This is a genomic window from Pseudoalteromonas sp. MM1, from assembly GCF_030296835.1.
Taxonomy (GTDB): Bacteria; Pseudomonadota; Gammaproteobacteria; order Enterobacterales; family Alteromonadaceae; genus Pseudoalteromonas.
Window position 1 is genome coordinate 775,166 of the sequence record NZ_AP027923.1, and the last position, 20,814, is coordinate 795,979.

Annotated in this window: 15 protein-coding genes; 8 read left to right on the forward strand and 7 right to left on the reverse strand. The window is 37.9% G+C overall.

Annotation, left to right across the window (positions count from 1 at the left end):
• Positions 1–610: 610 nt before the first annotated feature.
• Complete coding sequence (locus QUE46_RS20155) at positions 611–2,206, reverse strand: ABC-F family ATPase (RefSeq protein ID WP_337850198.1); 1,596 nt, start codon at positions 2,204–2,206, stop codon at positions 611–613.
• A gap of 195 nt (positions 2,207–2,401) precedes the next feature.
• On the opposite strand from QUE46_RS20155, the gene QUE46_RS20160 reads away from it, so the two are divergent.
• From QUE46_RS20160 to QUE46_RS20170, 3 genes are all read left to right on the forward strand, one after another.
• Positions 2,402–3,670, forward strand: coding sequence for a UPF0149 family protein (locus QUE46_RS20160; protein WP_286248579.1), 1,269 nt, complete (start codon positions 2,402–2,404; stop codon positions 3,668–3,670).
• Between the two features lie 325 nt (positions 3,671–3,995).
• A complete protein-coding gene (locus tag QUE46_RS20165) occupies positions 3,996–4,385 on the forward strand; it encodes a nucleotidyltransferase domain-containing protein (protein ID WP_286248581.1) in 390 nt (129 codons plus the stop codon).
• Positions 4,378–4,797: a DUF86 domain-containing protein gene (locus QUE46_RS20170; protein WP_286248584.1), complete on the forward strand. Its 420-nt coding sequence runs from the start codon at positions 4,378–4,380 to the stop codon at positions 4,795–4,797. Before QUE46_RS20165 ends, QUE46_RS20170 begins: the two co-directional genes overlap by 8 nt.
• Before the next feature lie 161 nt (positions 4,798–4,958).
• Here QUE46_RS20170 and QUE46_RS20175 read toward each other — a convergent pair whose 3' ends face one another.
• The 3 genes from QUE46_RS20175 to QUE46_RS20185 all read right to left on the reverse strand — a co-directional run bounded on the left by QUE46_RS20175 (position 4,959) and on the right by QUE46_RS20185 (position 7,395).
• Positions 4,959–5,687, reverse strand: coding sequence for an ABC transporter substrate-binding protein (locus QUE46_RS20175; protein ID WP_286248586.1), 729 nt, complete (start codon positions 5,685–5,687; stop codon positions 4,959–4,961).
• A 224-nt stretch (positions 5,688–5,911) separates the two neighbouring features.
• Positions 5,912–6,661: an ABC transporter substrate-binding protein gene (locus QUE46_RS20180; RefSeq protein ID WP_286248588.1), complete on the reverse strand. Its 750-nt coding sequence runs from the start codon at positions 6,659–6,661 to the stop codon at positions 5,912–5,914.
• On the reverse strand, positions 6,658–7,395 hold the full coding sequence (locus QUE46_RS20185) for an ABC transporter substrate-binding protein (RefSeq protein ID WP_286248590.1): 738 nt from the start codon (positions 7,393–7,395) through the stop codon (positions 6,658–6,660). Before QUE46_RS20185 ends, QUE46_RS20180 begins: the two co-directional genes overlap by 4 nt.
• 285 nt (positions 7,396–7,680) lie before the next feature.
• On the opposite strand from QUE46_RS20185, the gene QUE46_RS20190 reads away from it, so the two are divergent.
• The 5 genes from QUE46_RS20190 to QUE46_RS20210 all read left to right on the forward strand — a co-directional run bounded on the left by QUE46_RS20190 (position 7,681) and on the right by QUE46_RS20210 (position 15,177).
• Positions 7,681–8,283 (forward strand): bifunctional 2-polyprenyl-6-hydroxyphenol methylase/3-demethylubiquinol 3-O-methyltransferase UbiG, encoded by a 603-nt coding sequence (locus QUE46_RS20190; RefSeq protein WP_286248592.1) that lies wholly within the window; start codon positions 7,681–7,683, stop codon positions 8,281–8,283.
• Positions 8,284–11,235, forward strand: a complete 2,952-nt coding sequence (locus QUE46_RS20195) for a DEAD/DEAH box helicase family protein (protein ID WP_286248593.1) — start codon at positions 8,284–8,286, stop codon at positions 11,233–11,235.
• A gap of 140 nt (positions 11,236–11,375) precedes the next feature.
• Positions 11,376–11,645, forward strand: a complete 270-nt coding sequence (locus QUE46_RS20200; protein WP_286248594.1) for a hypothetical protein — start codon at positions 11,376–11,378, stop codon at positions 11,643–11,645.
• A 68-nt stretch (positions 11,646–11,713) separates the two neighbouring features.
• Positions 11,714–12,622 (forward strand): DUF1837 domain-containing protein, encoded by a 909-nt coding sequence (locus QUE46_RS20205; RefSeq protein WP_182798428.1) that lies wholly within the window; start codon positions 11,714–11,716, stop codon positions 12,620–12,622.
• On the forward strand, positions 12,619–15,177 hold the full coding sequence (locus tag QUE46_RS20210; protein ID WP_286248599.1) for a DEAD/DEAH box helicase: 2,559 nt from the start codon (positions 12,619–12,621) through the stop codon (positions 15,175–15,177). Before QUE46_RS20205 ends, QUE46_RS20210 begins: the two co-directional genes overlap by 4 nt.
• Positions 15,178–15,368: 191 nt before the next feature.
• Here the strand turns inward: QUE46_RS20210 and QUE46_RS20215 are convergent, their stop codons facing one another.
• From QUE46_RS20215 to QUE46_RS20225, 3 genes are all read right to left on the reverse strand, one after another.
• Positions 15,369–16,013, reverse strand: a complete 645-nt coding sequence (locus tag QUE46_RS20215) for a hypothetical protein (protein ID WP_286248601.1) — start codon at positions 16,011–16,013, stop codon at positions 15,369–15,371.
• Between the two features lie 34 nt (positions 16,014–16,047).
• On the reverse strand, positions 16,048–19,200 hold the full coding sequence (locus QUE46_RS20220; protein WP_286248603.1) for a DUF3427 domain-containing protein: 3,153 nt from the start codon (positions 19,198–19,200) through the stop codon (positions 16,048–16,050).
• Between the two features lie 393 nt (positions 19,201–19,593).
• A complete protein-coding gene (locus tag QUE46_RS20225; protein ID WP_055016608.1) occupies positions 19,594–20,292 on the reverse strand; it encodes a hypothetical protein in 699 nt (232 codons plus the stop codon).
• Positions 20,293–20,814 lie beyond the last annotated feature (522 nt).

Below are 20,814 nucleotides of genomic sequence, written 5' to 3' on the forward strand. Positions count from 1 at the left end.
GTAGACGTTGAGCTTGCTCACGTTAGAAGCGCAGCTTCTCAGGGCTTTAGCCGAGGGGTTTACACTCAGGTAAAAGCGTTGCTTTTAAAACGCCAGCAAGCTGTGCGTCTACAGGGCTGGGTTAAGCTCCATCGTTAATTTTTCTTGTAGACGTCGAGCTTGCTCAGGTTAGAAGGATAGATCCAGCGTTAGTTTGACTTGTAGACGTCGAGCTTGCTCAAGTTAGAAGCGCAGCTTCTCATGGCTTTAGCCGAGGGTTTTACATAAGGCTAAAAACGTTGCTTTTAAACGCCAGCAAGCTGTGCGTCTACAGGTCAGGGCTTAGCTTCGGCGTTAATCTGACTTGTATTTGTTGCGCTTGCTCACGTTAGAAGCGCAGCTTCTCATGGCTTTAGCCGAGGGGTTTAACATAAGGCTAAAAGCGTTGCTTTTAAAACGCCAGCAAGCTGTGCGTCTACAGAGCAGGGTTTAGCTCCGGTGTTAATCTGACTTGTATTTGTTGAGCTTGCTCACGTTAGAAGCGCAGCTTCTCATGGCTACTATTAACGTTTGAAACCTAAAAACATAAACCCAAAATAGACGCGATATAAAATCGCGGCTAAGGCTTAAGCTATTTTTTTTCTTCTATGCTTGCTAAGTACTCGTCAAACGTACCTTGAAAATCAATAACTTGTTTGTCTTTAATATCAATAATACGGGTGGCTAATGACGATACAAACTCGCGGTCGTGGCTTACAAAAATAAGCGTACCTTTAAAGTCTTTTAATGCATTATTTAGTGCTTCAATGGCTTCCATATCCATGTGGTTGGTTGGCTCGTCCATTACCAGTACGTTTACGTCTTGCATCATTAACTTACCAAATAACAAACGGTTTTTTTCACCACCTGAACAGTTACGCGCTTTTTTATTTGCATCGTCTGCGGTAAACAGCAAACGCCCTAACATGCCGCGTACCATTAAATCGTTATGCTTAGCGGTACGCCATTGCGACATCCAATCAAATAATGTTAAATCGTTATCAAAATCTTTTGTGCTGTCTTGCGGGCAGTAACCAAAGGTCGCATTTTCTGACCACTTAATTTCGCCTTCATTGCATTTAAGCTCGTTTACCAAGCAGCGCAAAAAGGTGGTTTTACCCACACCGTTTTCACCAATAATGGCAAGCTTTGCGCCCGCTTCTAATAAAAAGTCGCCGCCGCTAAATAATGTTTCGCCGTCAAAACCATGGCCAAGCTTATTAACTTCAAGCGCTTGGCGGTACATTTTTTTACCTTCGTCAAAACTTAACGATGGGCTCATACGGCTTGATGCTTTAACATCATCTAGCTTTATTTTTTCCATTTTTTTAGCACGCGAACTGGCTTGTTTAGCCTTAGACGCATTAGCCCCAAAACGGTTAACAAAGTCTTGTAGCTCGTCAATCTCAGCGCTCTTTTTAGCGTTTTCGGCTAATAACTGCTCACGCTGCAAGCTAGACGCTTCTAAAAACTTTTCGTAGTTACCTGGGTAAATGCGCAGCTCGCCGTAGTCAATGTCGGCCATGTGAGTACATACCGAGTTTAAAAAATGGCGGTCATGCGAAATAATAATCATGGTACATTTACGTTTGTTTAGCTCATTAGCTAGCCACGTAATGGTATGAATATCCAAGTTATTGGTAGGCTCATCGAGTAGCAGTATGTCTGGGTTTGCAAACAGTGCTTGAGCTAAAAGCACACGTAGTTTCCAACCAGGCGCCACGTTTGCCATTAACCCATAATGAAACTCTTTATCTATACCCGCTTCTATTAGTATTTCTTCAGCGCGGCTTTCGGCTGTGTAACCATCCATTTCGGCAAAAACGCTTTCAAGGTCGGCTACTTTCATGCCGTCTTCTTCACTCATTTCTGGTAATGAATAAATACGGTCGCGCTCTTGCTTTACTTTCCAAAGCTCAACGTCGCCCATAATTACGGCATCTACAACGCTGTATTGCTCAAAAGCAAATTGGTCTTGGCTTAGGTTACCTACTTTAAGCCCCGGCGTAATCGACACATTACCCGCACTTGGCACAAGCGCACCGCTTAAAATTTTCATGAAGGTCGACTTACCACAGCCGTTAGCGCCAATTAAACCGTAACGGTTGCCGTTACCAAATTTAGCTGAAATGTTTTCAAACAACGGCTCTGCGCCAAACTGCATTGTAATATTTGCGGTGGAGATCAAAAAAGGTGTCCTAGAAAAATACTGACAGGGTTATGGGCGCAGCAGGTGCGAAAATAGACCAAGCAATAGGAGTAAATAAGGCGGCAAATTATACAGGCCAAGCATATTAAAGGCTAGCCTATTTAAACGTTAATTCAGTTGATTGCTTTTGAACACGGCTTTATTGTAGTAAAAAATATCAAAAAAGAGTGAGTTATGTCGCCAGCTAAAATTCGCAGTGAAGTCATAAAACTGAGTAAGTTAAGTGTAAAGCAGCCAGATTATTACTTTATTCAAGGTTACTTTTTAGGATTAGGCTTACTGCCCGACATAATAATGCCCAGCCAATGGCAGCCAGACCTATTAGGTGAAATTAATTTCAAATCTGACGCAGAGTTAAAGTATGTCGAAAGCCTGATGGAAAATTACAATAACAGCATGCAAAAAGTGATGCTCGAAGATTTTAAAATGCCCACTAAATGCAGCTTATCTAAAACCGATTACCGCGATTCACTTAAAGCTAATATGCCATTACCAAATTACTGTAAAGGGGCATTACAGGCACTTAAATTGATTGATAAACGTAGCCTAAATAAACATCAAAAAGAGGCGCTAGTAAGTTTGAATGAAGTACTTATTGCGTTTAGCTCTGAACAAGCCGCAATGAAAAAATTTGCTGGCGATCAAGGCTTAGCGCAATCATTTAAAAAGAATTACACCTACTTTGTAGCCGATGTGCTTTATAACATTCGTTTTATTGAAGACACCCACTGGAGCGATGAAGACGAAGCTGCGTTTAACGAACAATTTACAAATCAGCAGCACCACGATGATTTTGCAGCTGGTAAAATGATTGACGACGAAATGATAGAACAGTTAATGGAAACAATCCTTAGTGACTTTACTCCAAGTGCGTTTGAACCGATAGAAGCGTTACTTGAACTGTTCGAAGGTGTTATAACAGATCAATACATAGCACAAAATCAAGGCCATTTTTGGCTGATCCACGAAACACGGCCTTATATGATCTTACGGGCGCACCGCGCGCAAATCAATGCGTTACAAGGTAATATACAATTTGCCATTGATGAATTAGAAACACTGTGGCAACTAAACCCCATGGATAATCAAGCTAATCGCCATTGGCTAATGAACTGCTATATAATTAAAGGGCAGTGGCAAAAGTTAGATGCATTTTTGGCCGACTTTGACAGCGAAGAGCTCCATGCCACAGCAAGCCGCGCCTTGAGTGAGTTTTATAAAAATGGTGACTCTAAACAAGCCAAGCAATACAAAAAGCAACTTAAACAGCTTAATAAACATTTTATAAAAATACTCACCGGGCAAGAAAAACTAAAAGCTGACGGCTTTGAGTTTTACAACTTAGGTAGTAAAGAAGAAGTGGCTTTATACCTACATTCACTTGGTAAACAAGCCTGGATAGCAACCGAAGGCAGTTTGTTTTGGTTACGCAAAAAGATCTAAACAAACAAAAGGTTACAAACAGCGGGTTTTGAGCACAATCTATAATTGACTCTTTTAGCGCAGCGCCTCTTCGCTCTCTTTGTAGAAAGTTCACTTGAGAGCAAATTGCACAAAGAGAAATGAATGATGGTAAACGAGATGAAAAAAGCAGGGGCTTTGGGTAACGGGTCTGCGTAAACAACCTAGCGTCTTTTATCTAGCGCTTCTTTAGTGAATACATCATTTAAAATCAACTTACACAAATAAGCATGCATTATCGGTTTTAGTGTTCAGTATAAAATAGATAAGTTATGATTATCTTAGTTTTTACTAATGGTTTTTTGTTTTGAGCAATAATGTTTTTCAACAAATAGTTAATTACTTGCAGAAAAATAGCGACATTGAAGTGGTGTGGCTGTATGGCTCTCACGCCAAAGGTACAGCGCAACCTCATAGTGATATTGATCTGGCGATCGCTTTTAAAAATTTTGACCTAAGCTCTTTTGATAAACGACTAAGGCCAAAAGAGCTCGAATTAGAAATCAGTAATGAAATTAGTTTAAACGAACAGCTTATTTCAATCGTTGATATAAACTTAATCCCCAGTTACCTTGCATTCAATATCGTGGAATACGGGGAGGCAATTTTAGGTAAAAATAGCCTTAGAGCGATGAGAGAGCAGCAGCGTATTTATAGCCAGTTTGAATTTGAGATGATAGCGAGTAACCATGACTGATACAGGAATAGCGCTTTATATAAGAGAAGTAACACGACATATTGATGAATATATGCAAGAGCTCGACGAATTAAGCCAAGTAGATCAACTTAATAATAGAGACTATCGTGCCGCAGAGCGTTTGCTACAGTTAATGACAGAAGTATGTATTGGCTTATCTAAACATTGGCTTAAAAAGTATAAAAATACGACAAGCAGTAACGCCTACCAAACATTTAGCGAACTAACTCAACTCGGTGCTTTAACTGATAATGAGTTGCTTTCATGGCTTAAAATAATCGGTTTACGAAATGCGCTTGTGCATGATTATTTGAATATAGATCAGGAAATTGTGAAGACGATTATTAAAAACCAACATTATGTAACTATGCACTTGTTTAGCCAAAAAGCGATGGCCGAATTAGCAAGCTAATTTAGATTAAAGGTGGAGGAGTAAAAGTTCACGAGCGGTGGATATGAGGTTTTCTATTGCTTATTCTCTTTGTGAAACTTGTAGGCTTAGAGCTTGCTCGCGCGAAAGGACTTAACGTTTGAATGTTGGGTTATAAATAAACAGTAAGGGTAAGTCGCAATTTAATCGTGGCTATAAATGCGTTTAATTGTAGCCTTGTTATTTTTAATCAGGCGATTAATTACCGCTACTTCGTCAAGCGTTATCGTTTTTTTACTCATCATAAAATGTACGCCATTAACATTAATAGCTGGCGCTGTTTTTACCGGTAAAATTGTGTTGTAGCGTTTAGCAAAATATTTTGCAACAACAGAGTCGTCAATCACGTAATCAACGCGCTTTTTGTTTAACATACCAAAGCGGGTATTTGCATCTGCGGTAAGTACTATTTGGTTGGGGTAGTGTTTTTTTATTTTTTCAAACGCAGCGCCAAAAAAGCTGCCACGGTTAATCGCAACCGTAGCGCCATTTTCAAAAAGAGTGACCAAATCAACCACATTTTTAGCGTTTTTATGCTTATAAAGCAGCATAATTTCATCGCGATAAACATCAGTAAAATAGGAGTACTCGGCGCGCGCTTTTGTATAACTTGCCGCAAAGGTAATATCAATATGGCCAGTTTTTAGCTCTTGCTGAACCCGCGATAAGCTCGGAAAATAAATCCACTCAATACAAAAAGGTGAATTTTTAAAAACAGCGTTAACCGTATCCACCTCTGCGCCTACAAAGGTATTACCCTGCTTAATTAAATAAGGTGCCCAGTTGGTTTCGTTAGTGCCCATTTTTAACGTTTTAGTGCACGCTAGCGTATTAAACTGCGCAAACAAAAGTATTAATAGTAACATTTTCATAAAACGTCCTTTTATACCAATCCGCATAATTAAGTGATCTATTTTGAGGATGGATAAACGTGTTGATAGTAAGGCAAAAAATTCGCTATTTAGTTGTTCTCGGCAATTGCTCCTGCATTGCTCTACCTTCTGCATCCATGCAGTCGTAAATGAGAGTTTTTTAACGCAGATAGCGACACGTTTAGCCCCTAAAAATGATTAAGTATTAATGTGGATTGGTATTATTACTTAAATAACGCCTTAAGCGCCGCTTTGTTCTTTACTATATGCGCGTTAATTATATTTACTTCGTTAAGCGTTATTGTTTTTTTGCTCATCATAAAGTGCACATTATTTACATTCACAGGCGCTACTTGCTCAACGGGTAAAACTGCTGTGTATTTGTTAGCAAAGTAGTTTGCTACTAACGCGTCATCTACTACAAAATCAACTCGCTTTTTATTTAATAAAGCAAAGCGTTTATCGGCATCGGCGGTAAGTACTATTTGCTTACTATATTTATCACTCAATGCTTTAAATGCATGCCCTAAAAAGCTGCCACGGTTAACTCCGGTTGTAAAACCTTGTTTAAATAACTGCGTTAACGAGCTTATATTTGCAGAGTCAGTATGCTGAAATAACAACATCACCTCTTCGCGATAAGGCTCACTAAAGTGCGCGTAAACCTCTCGTTGGCGGGTTTTACTCGCCGCAAACATTAAATCAATACGGCCGTGTTTTAGCTCTTCTAAAGCGCGAAGTGAGTTAGGAAGCAGCGTAAAATTTATACAAAAAGGGGAGTCTTTAAAAATGGTTTTAATTATATTTATTTCAAGGCCCGTTAAATACTCATTTTTTAACACCACATACGGCGGCCAATAGCGCTCGTTAGTGCCTATATTAATTGTTTTATCGCAAGCTTGTGCTTTTACAGCAAACAACCATAACGTTATCAATATCAATAAAAATGTACGTGTACTGCTAATACCATTCATTCAAACAGGGCCTTAAGTGCCGCTTTGTTTTTTAATATGTGCGCATTAATAATGTTAACCTCATTAGGAGTTACAGTTCTTTTGCTCAGCATTAAATGTATTGGATTTTTATTAACCGCGGGCAGGGTAGGGGCCGCCATTAAGTTTTTGCCGCGCTTACTAAAGTAATCGCCTACTAACGCGTCTTCTACCGCGTAGTCTATACGTTGCTTGTTAAGCATTTCAAAGCGCTTACTCGTTGCGCTAGTGTACTCAATTTGTTTTTTATGGCTGGTTTTATATTGCTCAAACTCCTCGCCATAATAACTACCAAAGTTAGCGCCTATGGTTAAACCTTGGTTAAAAATATCAGCCAAGTTATTAACCTTATGCTGATTGTTTTTGTTTTCGTATAAACGCATTACCTCGGTGCGGTAGGCTTCAGTAAAGTGCACATATTTTGCGCGTTCATGGGTAAAACTAGCCGCCCAGCCCATGTCTATTCGGCCATGGCGCAGCTCGGTAAAAGCCCGTTTAGAGTTAGGCAGCATTTTTACTTCAAAACAAAAAGGCGAATCTTTAAAAATAATATTTAATGCATCCACCTCTTTACCTTGTAACTGCCCATTAATACCCATTACATAGGGTGGCCAAAAAGCATCGTGCGAGGCAACCGTTAGCGTTTTTTCGCAGGCAAACACACCCCAAGAGGCACTAAACAATACATACACAAATAAGGTTATTAATTTATTCATTAAATCTCTGGGGTACTTTTTTAATAATTAGTATTTAAACAGTATAACCTAGCCAAACAATATAATAATGAATGAGACGTTAAAGTTGTAAAAAAATGTATCTAAAACCAAAGAAGTTTACGGTTGAGAGAAATGATTAGTGCGAAATTCAATACAATCAGCGTATTAAGCTAAAAAAACCTACTTATAAGTTCTTTAATTTATTGGCCTGTTCCTGTAGATTAAACAAACATGAATGCAGTATTAACGTTGTAAACGCGCAAAAGCCAAGGAGCGGTATAAGCAGTGCCCAATACCACACTAAATTATTATAACCAACATGCACAAACCTTTAGCGACTCAACACTTAATGTTGATATGTCGGCGCTTTATGCTGAGTTTTTGCCGTATATTGAACAAAACGGCCATGTGCTAGATGCTGGTTGTGGTTCTGCCCGCGACGCTATGTATTTTAAAAACCAAGGTTTTATTGTTATTGCATTTGATGCAAGCCCAGCACTTGCAAAGTTAGCCAGTAATTACCTACAACAACCAGTAGCGGTTAAAACCTTTCAAGAGCTTAAGTGTGTTAACAAATACGATGGCATTTGGTGTTGCGCTAGTTTATTACACGTTCCAAAGGCTGAGTTACCGCAGGCGTTTTTAAACCTACAAAATGCGCTTAAACCTAATGGTGTTTTGTATGTATCGTTTAAATACGGCACGCAAGAGCGCGAACATAATGGCCGTGAATTTACCGATTTAACCGAAACTGCTTTAAATGCATTAATTGATCAACACACCGAGCTTAAAATAATAAAACAATGGCAAACAGTCGATCAACGACCAGGGCGCGAAAGCGAAGTGTGGCTAAATGCCTTGTTAACGCATAGCAAAGCGAAATTATAAGTGAATAGTTTTAGCGAACATCAACACCTGCAAAGTAATAACCAACAGCTTATTACGGGTGATAATGACCCGTTATTACCTAACCTTGTGCATGCCATAAACAATGCCACTGAGATTGAAATTACAGTTTCATTTATTCAGCCAAGTGGCTTAGCGCTGTTGTTCGACCCACTAAGCGAAGCGTTACAAAGTGGCGCAACGCTTAAATTACTTACCTCAGACTACCTCGATATTACTCATCCCAATGCGTTAAGAGAACTTATGGCGTTAGTAGATCGAGGAGCCGATGTGCGCATTTACCAAACGCATAGTAATCAAAGCTTTCATATGAAGTCGTATATATTTGTCAAAACAAACGACCAAAACGAGATTACTGATGGCTGTGCCTTTATTGGCTCAAGTAATATTAGTGCCAGCGCATTAACCAAAGGGCATGAGTGGAATTTTAGACACGATTATACACAACCAAAAACAAGCCAAGCAGCAAAGCAGTTTTTAAGTATTCGCACAGCTTTTGAAAATATTTTTAATCACGAATTTGTTACCCACTTAAGCCATAAATGGATAAATAGCTACATTACTAGGCGTAAAACACAGCAATTTGTATCGGTAAACCACGCTGATACAGCTGAGCAAGTTATTGAAAAGAATGAAGCTAAAACACCAAGACCAGCTCAAATTGAAGCGCTTAATGCCTTAGCGCAAACGCGTACCGAGGGCTTTAAGCGTGGTTTAGTGGTTTTAGCAACGGGTATGGGTAAAACATGGTTAAGTGCATTTGATGTAAAACAGTTCAAAGCAAAACGTGTTTTATTTGTAGCGCACCGCGAAGAAATACTTTTGCAAGCACAGCGAACATTTTCTGAATTACTCACTCTATCTACTGGGTTTTATAACGGCAAACAGCGAGACAAAAACGCTGAGTGTTTATTTGCCTCGATTCAAACCATTGGCCGAAGTAATCACTTAAAGCAGTTTGCACCAACAGCATTTGATTACATTATTGTCGACGAATTTCACCATGCAAGTGCGCGTGTATATCGCCAGCTTCTAAATTACTTTGAACCTCAATTTTTACTGGGTTTAACAGCTACACCAGAGCGTACCGACCAAGCTGATATTTTAGGGTTATGCGACAACAACCTAGTATTTGAGCGTAACTTAACGCAGGGAATAGACCAAAAAACGTTAGTGCCATTTCATTACTACGGTATTTGGGATGAAAACGTAAACTACCAAGCCATTCCGTGGCGTAATGGCCGATTTGACCCAACAGCACTAGAAAACAAATTTGCGACACAAAAACGGGCAGACCACGCACTTTTGCAGTGGCAGCAATACAAGCAGCAGCGCACATTAGGCTTTTGTATTTCCACCAAACATGCCGATTACATGGCTGATGCGTTTAATAAAGCGGGTGTAAAAGCGCTATCTGTACATAGCCAGTCAAAAGTACGCCGTAATGATGCACTAAAACAATTAGAACAGCGTCAAGTTGAAGTATTATTTACTGTTGATTTGTTTAACGAAGGGACTGATTTACCAAGCATTGATACCATATTAATGCTGCGCCCAAGCGACTCTAAAATACTCTTTTTACAGCAATTAGGACGGGGTTTACGCACCCTTGAAGGTAAAACACATTTAGTGGTGCTTGATTTTATTGGTAACCACCACAGCTTTTTAAATAAACCCTATGCACTACTTCATGAGACCACGCCAACTGGTGTAGTTAAAAAGCTTAAAAAGCCCAACCTTGCTGATGGCTGCTTTATAAATATTGACTTAAAAGTTACCAACTTTTGGCAGCAGCTAGCCAAAATACAGCGCACCACAGCGTTAGAAGATATAACACAACTTGCCGAGCAATTAGGTCATTTACCTACATTAAGTGAGTTTTACTACCACTACGGCGATATAAAAAAGGTAAACAGCAACTACACTAGTTGGTTTGATCTAATTGCTAAAACACAAAATATTGATGACGAAGCACAGCAAAGTGCCAAGCAATTAGCCCCGTTTTACGACTTTTTACATAAAGGTATACAAACAACCAGTATGACCAAATGCTTCAAAGCTATTTTGCTTGAAGCGTATGTTGCTTTAAATGGCTTTGCCAAACCCCCAACAGTTGCAGAACTTGCGGCTATGAGTGCTAAGGTTTTAGCGCGTCATCCAAATTTAAAGCAACACGATTTACCTATTAAAGAACAGCAAGCAGCTGCAAATTCACAAACATGGCAAAGCTACTGGCGTAAAAATCCAATTAAAGCCTACACCAATAAAAATAAAGACGGCACACAATGGTTTACCTTACAAAACAACACCATAAAAGCCACGTTTGACGTACCCGCAGAAAAATGCGAATTACTAAATAGCGCCGTGTTAGAACTGGTTGAATACACTTTAGCTAAATACAGCCAACGGCTAAAAGTAAAAACGCCAATCACAAAACAAAATACAGAGCAAAATGCGGACAATGTAACTCAGCTAGCGTTTAAAGAGATTGCCGATACAGCCAAAGAACAAGATAACGCATTAAAACTGCCGTACTTCCCTAATATTAAAATTGCCTGCGGGCATTTTAAAACAGGGGATGAAAGCGATATGGAATTAATGGACGCGCCATTTGGCGCAGGCAAGCTCGACCCGCAAATACATTTTTTAGCACACGCATCGGGTAACTCTATGAATGGCGGAAAACACCCAATACTTGATGGGGATTTATTGTTACTTGAACTTATAACCTCCGACAAAGCGGGTTCGCTTCGCGATCAAATAGTTGTTATAGAACGGGACGATATAAGCGGAGACGGGCAGTATTTACTGCGAAAAGTTAATAAATTACCTAATGGGCAATATGAGCTAATCGCTCAAAACCCCGATTACGAAGTAATGATTGCAGATGAAAGCATGCGAACATTCGCCCGCTTTAAACAAGTGGTTTCGTAGTCGCGATTTTATATCGCGTTTTAACGTGTAGACGCTGAACTTGCTCGCGTTTTGTAGACGCGCAGCTTGCTGGCGTTAAAAGCGAAGGTTTTTGGATAGCTATTTTGCGTGAGAATTTAAGGGATTTAATAACCTCTAATTTGAGGTTTTATCGCGTTGGCGATGGCAACCAAAGGGCGGTTGCAGCCGACCGCCCTTTGGAATCCCACGGCGCACCCGAGGATCACACTTTATCTTCAACTTACGTTAATGATGTGAACGTAACCAGCGTAGATAGGCCATCCATGGCCAAGCTGCGCTTTGTACAGCATCCATGCTGTAAATTACTCATCATTAACTCAGTTTCAGGTGTGATCACGGGGAATTGGAATGTGCTGGTAGATTGTATTGTATGTATTTTGTACTTGTAAACTGTTTGTATATTAGAAATAACAAAGGTTTAGCTTTTTCAAATATTAGAAGATGAGAATGTAAATTTATGGAATTAAGTATAAAAGACTTTGATTTTCTAGATAGTTTTGATCATTTAGGGGAGTATTTCTTGGATGAAAATAAGAAAAATAAGCTTGATTTATTTTCACTTAGAATTAATGCTAATGATTTTGATTATGAAAAATTACAAGCAAATCTTTTAGAACCTTTAATAGATTTTTCACTCTCAAGAGCTGTTAAAAATGAGTATCAAAATAAACCAGCCAAATTGAGTAGAGAGGCTCGTAGTAAATTTATAAATTATATTAACAATAAAGGTGAATTGGGAGAGCTGTTGTTGTACAGCTTTTTAGAGTCTCATTTAAAAGCACCTAAAATATTGTCTAAATTAGAATTAAAAACTTCAACGAGCCATTATGTCAATGGGGCAGATGGAGTACATTTTCTAAAATTAAAAAATGGTGATTATCAAATTATTTTTGGTGAATCAAAAACTGAAGCGGGAATTGTTAAAGGCATTACTGAAGCTTTTAAATCAATTTACCACTTTAAAAATGAGATAAATGAAAAGGGAAATAAAAAAAGTGGGTTGCCTTATGAACGGTCTCTAATTTCTCGCCAACTAGGTAACGAAACATTCTCCGAAGATGAAAAGAAATTTATCAAATCAATAATTTATCCATCGCGAAATGAAAGTTTCTATGTAGATGATGCTTTTGGTATTTTCATTGGTTATGAAATGAAAATTGATGATATTGACAAAAAATTACCAAACTCAGAATTCAGAAATAAGATTAAGTTGCAAATAATAAAAGAAGTTAAAAGTCGATTCGATCATATTTCAAATAAAATTGAAGAATATAATCTTTTTGGACATAATTTTTATATTTATTTCTTACCAATAACTAATTTAAATGAAAGTAGGCTCCAGATTCAGCAGGAGATTACCAAATGAACTTTTTAGAATCATTATCTAAAGAATGCCTAGAGGATGAATATTTCATTTATTTATTAGAAAAGGCAGAAATAATTAATGGGGAAAGCTTTTTCTCAATCGAAAATAGCACGCTTTCAGAAAAAGAATTCAGTGATCTATTAAGATTTTCAGATATTTTATCTAATTCAAAAAGTTCAGACGCATTAAATAAATCTTTTAAAATTATAAGTATTTTAATTGAAAGGTATAAGGGAAAAGATTACTTTTTAAGCTTTGCTAAGTCAATTCTTATAAAAATTGGTAACTTTCCTGCGATAAAGTTTCTTGAAGATAAGTATGAGTTTCAATGTGGTATGCCTATGGAAAGGTTTATTTCCAAAACTATCAAAGAAGATTATCAACGAATTCCTAATACAGACTTAACCTTTACTGATTCTCAGTTTGAAATATTTGAAAGGCTTAAGAACAGTAATCATTTTAGTTTTTCAGGACCAACCTCATTAGGGAAATCATTTGTTATAAGCTCTTTCATCCGATTCCTAATTAGTGAGCATAAGGAAACTGACAACATAGTTGTATTAGTACCAACTAGGGCTTTAATTAATCAAACAGTTAACCAACTGAAGTCTGAGTTCAAAGACGTAAAAAGCTATAAAGTTTTAGCTTATCCGAAAGTTCCCACATCATTCAAAGCCGCTGATGCAAGATTTATTTTTGTTTTTACGCCCGAGAGGTTGCTGGCTTATTTGAGTGATCACAGTAACCCAAAACTTGATTACCTATTCGTAGATGAGGCTCATAAAATAATCTCAATCAGAGACTCTAGAAGCCCTCTTTATTATCACGCTATTTTGCAAGCAGAAAAGAAAAGTGTAAAGCTGTTCTTCGCCTCACCAAACATTCCTAACCCAGAAGTGTTTTTAAAAATTTTTGAAAAAAGTAACGATGAAGCCTTAAGTATAAACAATTCCCCCGTATCGCAGAGCCGATATTTTATGGATTTTGTAAATAAGGAATGCACATTATTCACCGAACAAGGTAATGATATAAAAATACCGTTGGATTTTTATGAAAAAGATTTTTTTTATTGGCTTATTAAGTTATCAAATAAAGATAAAAGTATTATTTATTGTAACTCTAAAAGAGATACTATAGATTTTGCATTAGAGTTTTCAAAAAAATTACCACCAAAAAAGAATGAAAGTTTAAACGAACTAATTTCAATAGTTCAAGATAATCTGCATGCCGACTATTTTTTGATTGATTGTCTAAAAAAAGGTGTTGGTTTTCACTTCGGCAATTTACCTCAAGACATAAGGGAAAAAGTAGAGATACTTTTTGCAAAAGGTGATGGTATTGATTATTTATTCTGTACATCAACCTTATTAGAAGGTGTTAACTTACCAGCTAAAAATATTTTTATTCTAAGTAATGCTATAGGTTTAACCAAGTTCACTGATATTGATTTTTGGAACCTAGCAGGTCGCGCAGGTAGAATGACAAAAGAATTATCAGGAAATATCATTTGCGCAAGAATTAAAGTAAAGAACAATCGCTGGAATGAACCTGAAAAAGATTTAAATGTCGTTAGAAATAAAGCCACGAAATCAATCGATTCAATTCTTTCAAGTGGGAAAGGTAACTTTTATAAAAACTTAGAGCGGTCAATAAAAGGTGAACCTTTTACTAATAAGTCAGCATCATATAACGAAATAAATATTTGGAATCATTATGCAAATATTGCCCAAATACACGAAGTTCTGAACTATGACTCAACGTTAAAAAGTAATTTTATAAAGAGAGTTGCCTCTGCTAAAGAAACTTTAGAAAAAAGCACAAAGAAAAATATTGTTCCTGAGCGAATTCTTTCATTCTCCTCAATGATAAAGCCTAAATATCAGAATGATTTTTTAATGCGTCATTATGAAGATAGTTTAGTTTTAAATGCAGATATCGATTATGAAAATTGTCTTGAAGCCTTAAATACGCTTTACCAAATCTATGACTGGGAGCATGAGGAGTCTCATGGACGACGTCCAATATGCAGAACAAAGGATAGTTTAAAGTACTATGCAGTTTTATTATCAAGTTGGATGACTTCTACACCATTAAATCTAATGGTATTAAACTCATTAAAACATTTTGATAAAAAAGGAGAAATTTGGGACGAATCATCGAGATGCTTAATACCATTCAAACGACAAGATAAGACCCATATAAATATGGTTATTAATGAATTAATAACTGATATAGACCATATAGTTAGATTTAAATTAAAAAACTATTTCGATAATTATTTCCTATTACTTACAGAGAAATTGGGGGAGAATTATGCTGGTGAAAATTGGGCTGAATTTCTTGAATATGGCACTAATGATCGTAGAGTAATGGAGTTACAAAATATTGGTTTTTCAAGGCACTTATCGTTATTTTTGTTAGACAAGTACAGTAATCACTTGAGCTTCAGAGGAAATGATTTAATTAAACTCGATATTAAAGCTATTGCTTCATCTTTGGTCGGTAAAAATGCAGAGTATGAGGAGTTTGCTGAAGTACTTTCCTTGGAGCCTTAAAGATAAAAATGCTCATCTTTTAAAATCATTGCAAGGTCTTTCTGAATTATGCTGATTGTTTACTCGTGATACTGCCTAGCTGAGGGTAGGTTTTGATTTGAGGTCGGTTAATTAGTTATGGTATTTTTTATGGTCTGACTAGTTACATAATGTATTTGAACATAAAAAGATGTAAATTATTTAGTTCTTAATTATGACTCGAATAAGGCAGTATGCTTTTTCATTTGTTCATTTGTAAAACATGGTCTAATTAATTGTAAGTCGTCATTTGACATTGAGTAAATAGAATATTTATTGTCGTCAGAACGTAGGCTTATTTTGTAATTTTTGGGGTCATAACTTATGTTTGATGAATCTAAAAGTTTAAATAAGTTGAGTAACTCAATTGGCGTAAAAGCTGATTGCAGTTTGTAATTTCTAACGGTTCGTTCAATGAACAGCCGTTCGTCACTATTCCTGTCTCTTGCTTTCCAGAGCTTGCGTAACGGATCTAGCATTTTATCTTCTAAGGCTTTTTTTAGCATACGATTTAGTTCTTTACTACGTGATGACTTATCGATAAGACGATTTCCATCTTCATCAAAAACACCAATTTCTTGAAAGCGTAATATGCAACTAGAGCCAACCCATAGAGAACTTTTTTTAATTTCATTCAGTATCTCAAAATGATAGCGTAATTCTGGGTGTTCACAGAGTTCACAATCTACAGATGCATCTCCATAGTCTTGAACTTCACCTGTAAAAGCCCATTCTTTTAAAGCTTCTATAAACTCATCAGCTAAACTTAATGGAATAAGGTTTAGTTTTGACTTTTCTAGCCATGGGTTCGTTCTCATTTTAAATTCCTTTTATTGCATTAAAAACAATTTATCAACCAACCGCCAATTTTCCAGCCTCATGCCACATTTCACTTGGCATGGGGTTGGTTAATTCCCACGTTATATTCATCGGTTGGCTGCCATTGTGGCTTTGGTACTTAACTTCGCCGTAGTTTACAAACCCCATAGTTCGGCCGTTTTCATCTTTGCCTTGTTCGCGCACAAATAACAGGATAGTTTTGCCTGTTTGTTGGTGTTCAATATAACTAAGGCCGCGGCCGTGTTCTGGGCGGGCGCTGTTTTGCGTTTGCCAGTGGAACAGGGTGGGGCTGATTGCGTAGTCATGATAGAGCGTGGTGGGCGAGTAGGTTTTTTCGCATTTGTTAAGTGTTACAAATAAAAGCTCTAAATTTTGGCTTTTAAATTCTAAAACGCCTTCGCGGGCGGTCGATTTTTTATCAAATGAGTGTGCGCCAAAAGCTGCAAGTATTTGTTGTCGCGTGTAGCGGCTATGTAATTTTATTGCGTGATTAGGTAAGCACGCTAAATCACTTTCTTGCTGGTGAATACGGTTTATTAATAGCGTAATTACTTGAGCAAGTTCGTGCTGAAGCTCTTTGTGTTTAAGTGCTTGTAAGCTTTGTTCGAGCGTTTTAAAGCCTAAACTTGTGCCAGTGGTATCCCAAAAGTTGTAATGCACCATAAGCGCGTACTGTTGGTTTTGTGGTGTTGGGGTAAAGCTAAAGTCGTTATTACATAAGTCACGTAAAAAGCATAGGTAACTGAGCGAGTCGCAGCCGAGTAATTGGGCGTTGATTGCGCGGTAATACGCGGCATAAATATCGGCCTGCTCTGTTGGTATTTCATCGCCTTTTAACCAGCGCCAGCCGCCGAGTTTTTTATCTTTTGGTTTGTATATATCTTCAAGCGTGACTTGTGGGTTTATGCGTAAAAAATTACTGAGCGTTAGCGCGTCATTAGTATGTTGCGAATAGCTATTTATCAGCTGTTGCAAACGGCGCTTGGTGTTTATGGCTTGCTGAATATTTTTTAATATTGTTTGTTGAGTGCGTTTTTGTAGCTCTATACGGCAACCCAGCGGCAAATGTGGGAAGTTGTTTTCAATCTCGGTTTTTATTGGTTGGTTACTTTTACCAATTAGCGCGCGGAATTTACTGGCAAAGTCGTATTCTGGGCGGGCGTTGCCTACAAAATCGAGTACGGTGCAGCACTGTTTCTGGCTGTTATCGGGTAAACGCAAACCACGACCTAGTTGCTGTAAAAACAGCGTTAGGCTTTCGGTTGGGCGTAAAAATAACAAAGTATCTACTTCTGGAATATCGACACCTTCGTTAAAAATATCAACCACGCAAAGTATTTGTATTTCGCCTTGTCGCAGTGCTTGTTGTTTGGCCGCGCGCTCATTGGTGTTTTTACTGGTCAGTACATCGGCGTTTATGCCTGCTAAGTTAAACTTTTTAGCCATAAATTCAGCGTGTTTTTGGCTTACGCAAAACGCGAGGGCTTTTATTGTGCGAACATTGGTTACGATATCAGCAAGGCTCGATATAATTTTGTTAGCGCGGCTGTTCTCCCCTGTATAAAGGTTACTTAGCTCGCTTATATCGTAGCGGCCGCCGCGCCATGTTATTTGGCTTAGGTCGGTGTCATCATCTAATCCAAAGTATTGAAATGGGCATAAATGGCGCTGATTTATTGCTTCTGGCAAGCGTATTTCGGCGGCTATCACACCGCAAAAGTCATCGAGTATATTTGCGCCATCTTGGCGCTCTGGTGTAGCGGTTAGGCCAAGTAATATTGCGGGCGTAAAGTGATTTAATATAGCGCGATAACTTGCAGCGCTTACGTGATGTACTTCGTCTATTACTATGTAGTCGTAGTAATCGTGGGTTAAATTGAGCGATTCAATTTGGCTGTTTAATGTTTGAATTGATGCAAATAATTGGTTAAAGCGCTGTGGTTTGTAGTTACCTACCCACAGCTCACCAAAGTCGTTATTTTTAAGCACGCCACGATAAGCGCTCTGCGCTTGTTTTAGTATTTCTTCACGGTGGGCTACAAACAAAAAGTGTGCGTTTGGATTTTTATCGTAAACGGTTTTAAAGTCGAACGCCGATATGATTGTTTTACCCGTGCCCGTTGCAGCAACCACTAAATTTTTAAAGCGATTATGCACGCTGCGCTCAACGCTTAGTTTTTCTAAAATGGCGAGCTGATGTGTTTTTGGTGTTATATCAAAATAAAACTGGCTGCTTGCTTGGCCAACACCGCGTTGCTCGTTAAGTGAATTAATGAGCTTTTCTTTACATTCAGCTTTGCCAGTAAACAACTCGAAATCTGGCGATTGCCAATAGGTTTCAAAGGTACTTTTGGTTTTGGCTATGATGTGCGGTATTTCTTGGGCGGTAATTTTTAAGTTCCACTCAAGGCCGCTGGTAAGCGCCGAATGCGATAAATTAGACGAGCCAATATAACCGGTATGAAAACCTGTATTACGCATAAACAAGTATGACTTTGCGTGTAGGCGTTCTTGCTGGTTGTTGTAGCTTAGCTTTACCTCTGTATTTGGTAGGTTGGCTAAAAAGTCAACTGCTTTAGCATCCGTTGCACCCATATACGAGGTGGTAATTACTTTGAGTTTATTGCCGCTTTTGGTAAACGCTTCAAGCTCATTTTTAAAAATGCGCAGCCCCGTCCATTTTATAAATGAGACCAGCCAGTAAATAGTGTCGGACGATTTAATCTCGCGTTTTAGTTCGGTTTCTAGCGATATGCCCGCATTAGCACCGCTAAATAACTCGCTTTGTGTAAGCCCTGTGAGTGGAAATATATCACTTGAGTAATCTTTAAGGTTGGCTGCAATGGGGTTTTGGGTATTAAACAACGCGGTAAGTATTCGGCCTTGGCTGTCGATAAGGTTTTCGTTAATTAGCTCATCATCACGAATATGCTCTTTAAGCCAAAGTACAAGGCTGTTGGCTAGGTCAATTTGTTCTTCTAAGCGCTTTTTTGAATTAGGGATCGCATTAATAGCATGCTCAACAAGCTTACCTAAAAAGCGTGAAAGCCATGTTGCCGCTTCGGCCGTTTCAAGCTGGCGTTCGCCAACATAAAATTGATCACGATTTAAGTTTTGCTCAATTACTTGCGTAATTAACTGCTCGTAAATACCAATTTGCTGCATTAAAACCACTCCCTGTTAGCGAGTAGTTAGTTTACTTAAATACGGTACAGCTACAAGTAATAATCGACTAAGTTACTAGTAATTAAGTACAAACGTGTGAGTTAAGTATTAGCCGAGAGAACAATTAAAGGACGATGCTAAGAAATTATCCCCTTCAACTTCACCTGAAAACACATAATTAATGAGTAATTACCTCACATGGATGTGAGAAAAGCGATGCTTGCACATGGATGTGCTTTCATCGCGTTTACGTTCATATTAATTTTGTGTTTAAAGATAAGTGAAGTTGTGGGGCGCCGTGGGGTTCCAAGGGGCGGTCGGCGGTATCCGCCCCTTGGTTGCCGCCAGCAATCTGGCAATAATCGAATAAAGCTTGAAAGTTAGATGAAAAAGTTAAGCTTTTTTGTTATTGGCCTCTACTTCTAGTGATGCTCTCTGTTCAGCAATCTCATTAGCATCAATTAAAATTACTTTAAAAAATTCTAATTTATCTATTGTTTTTAATATGACTATAACACCGCCATATAGACCGAATAAAAAGGCAAGTGCATATATATAAATTGTACTCCCCTCATTTTTATCAAAAAAATTACTAAATGCGAAATATAAGGTTATGCAGTAGGGAATAATCCCTAGCTTTTCTATTGCACCAACTAAAAAACCTATTCTTCCTTTCGTTCTTTCAATATCGTAATTAAGTCTTCTAATTGATTGAGATAGTTCATAGCTCTGAAATGTTGAAAATTTATTTACAAGGCTTGCATGCAAGCTTATATCGTTCATTATTGGTTTAAAGAAGTCATAGCTGGGGTTTTTTAAGGCGATAAAAGTATTCATCATAAGTGTTATAAAAAGATAAATTACAGGGGTGATGAAAAATATCATTGCAGTATAAGGGTAAGTATTTTCTAAAATGACAGAATAATCAATACTTGAAACAGAGGGGAATACTGCAAATATTATAAAGTAGAGGACTAAAAATTTAGCTAAAAATGATTTCCAGCTCTTAATATTCAAACTACCGAAGAAGTTGCTCTTTAGGTGATCTTGCGATTTTAAAACATCTTCTAACTCATTAAATACTTTTTGCATGTATACAACTCCCTAGTTTGTAGTAGCTAGCTTAATGAAAATGGGTACAATAACAAGTGTTAATCACTAAGTTACTAGTAATTAGGTACAAACGTGTGATTTAAGTGTTAGCCGAGAGAGCAATCAAATGACGATGCTAAGAAATTATCCCCCTTCAATTTCACCTGAAAACACATAATTAATGAGTAATTACTTCGCATGGCGGAGTTTTGTTCCCGACAAATTCCAAGTACCTAAATCCATTTAGGCAATGCGAGTAAAGCGATGCTTACAAATGGGTGAAAAACGTAGTTCTGAACGAGAGGGTAGGGATACCCGAACTGGGCAGCGTACAGGGATGTGAAAGTTGTGTGTTCATCGTGTTTACGTTCATATCATTAATTTAAATTGAGGAGATAGTGTGATCCTCGGGGCGCCGAGAGATTCCAAAGAGAAGTCGGCGGCTACTTCTCTTTGGTTGCCATCGCCAACGCGATATAAGTAAATTATTTCAAAAGCTTCGTTTTTCGCGCGAGCAAGCTT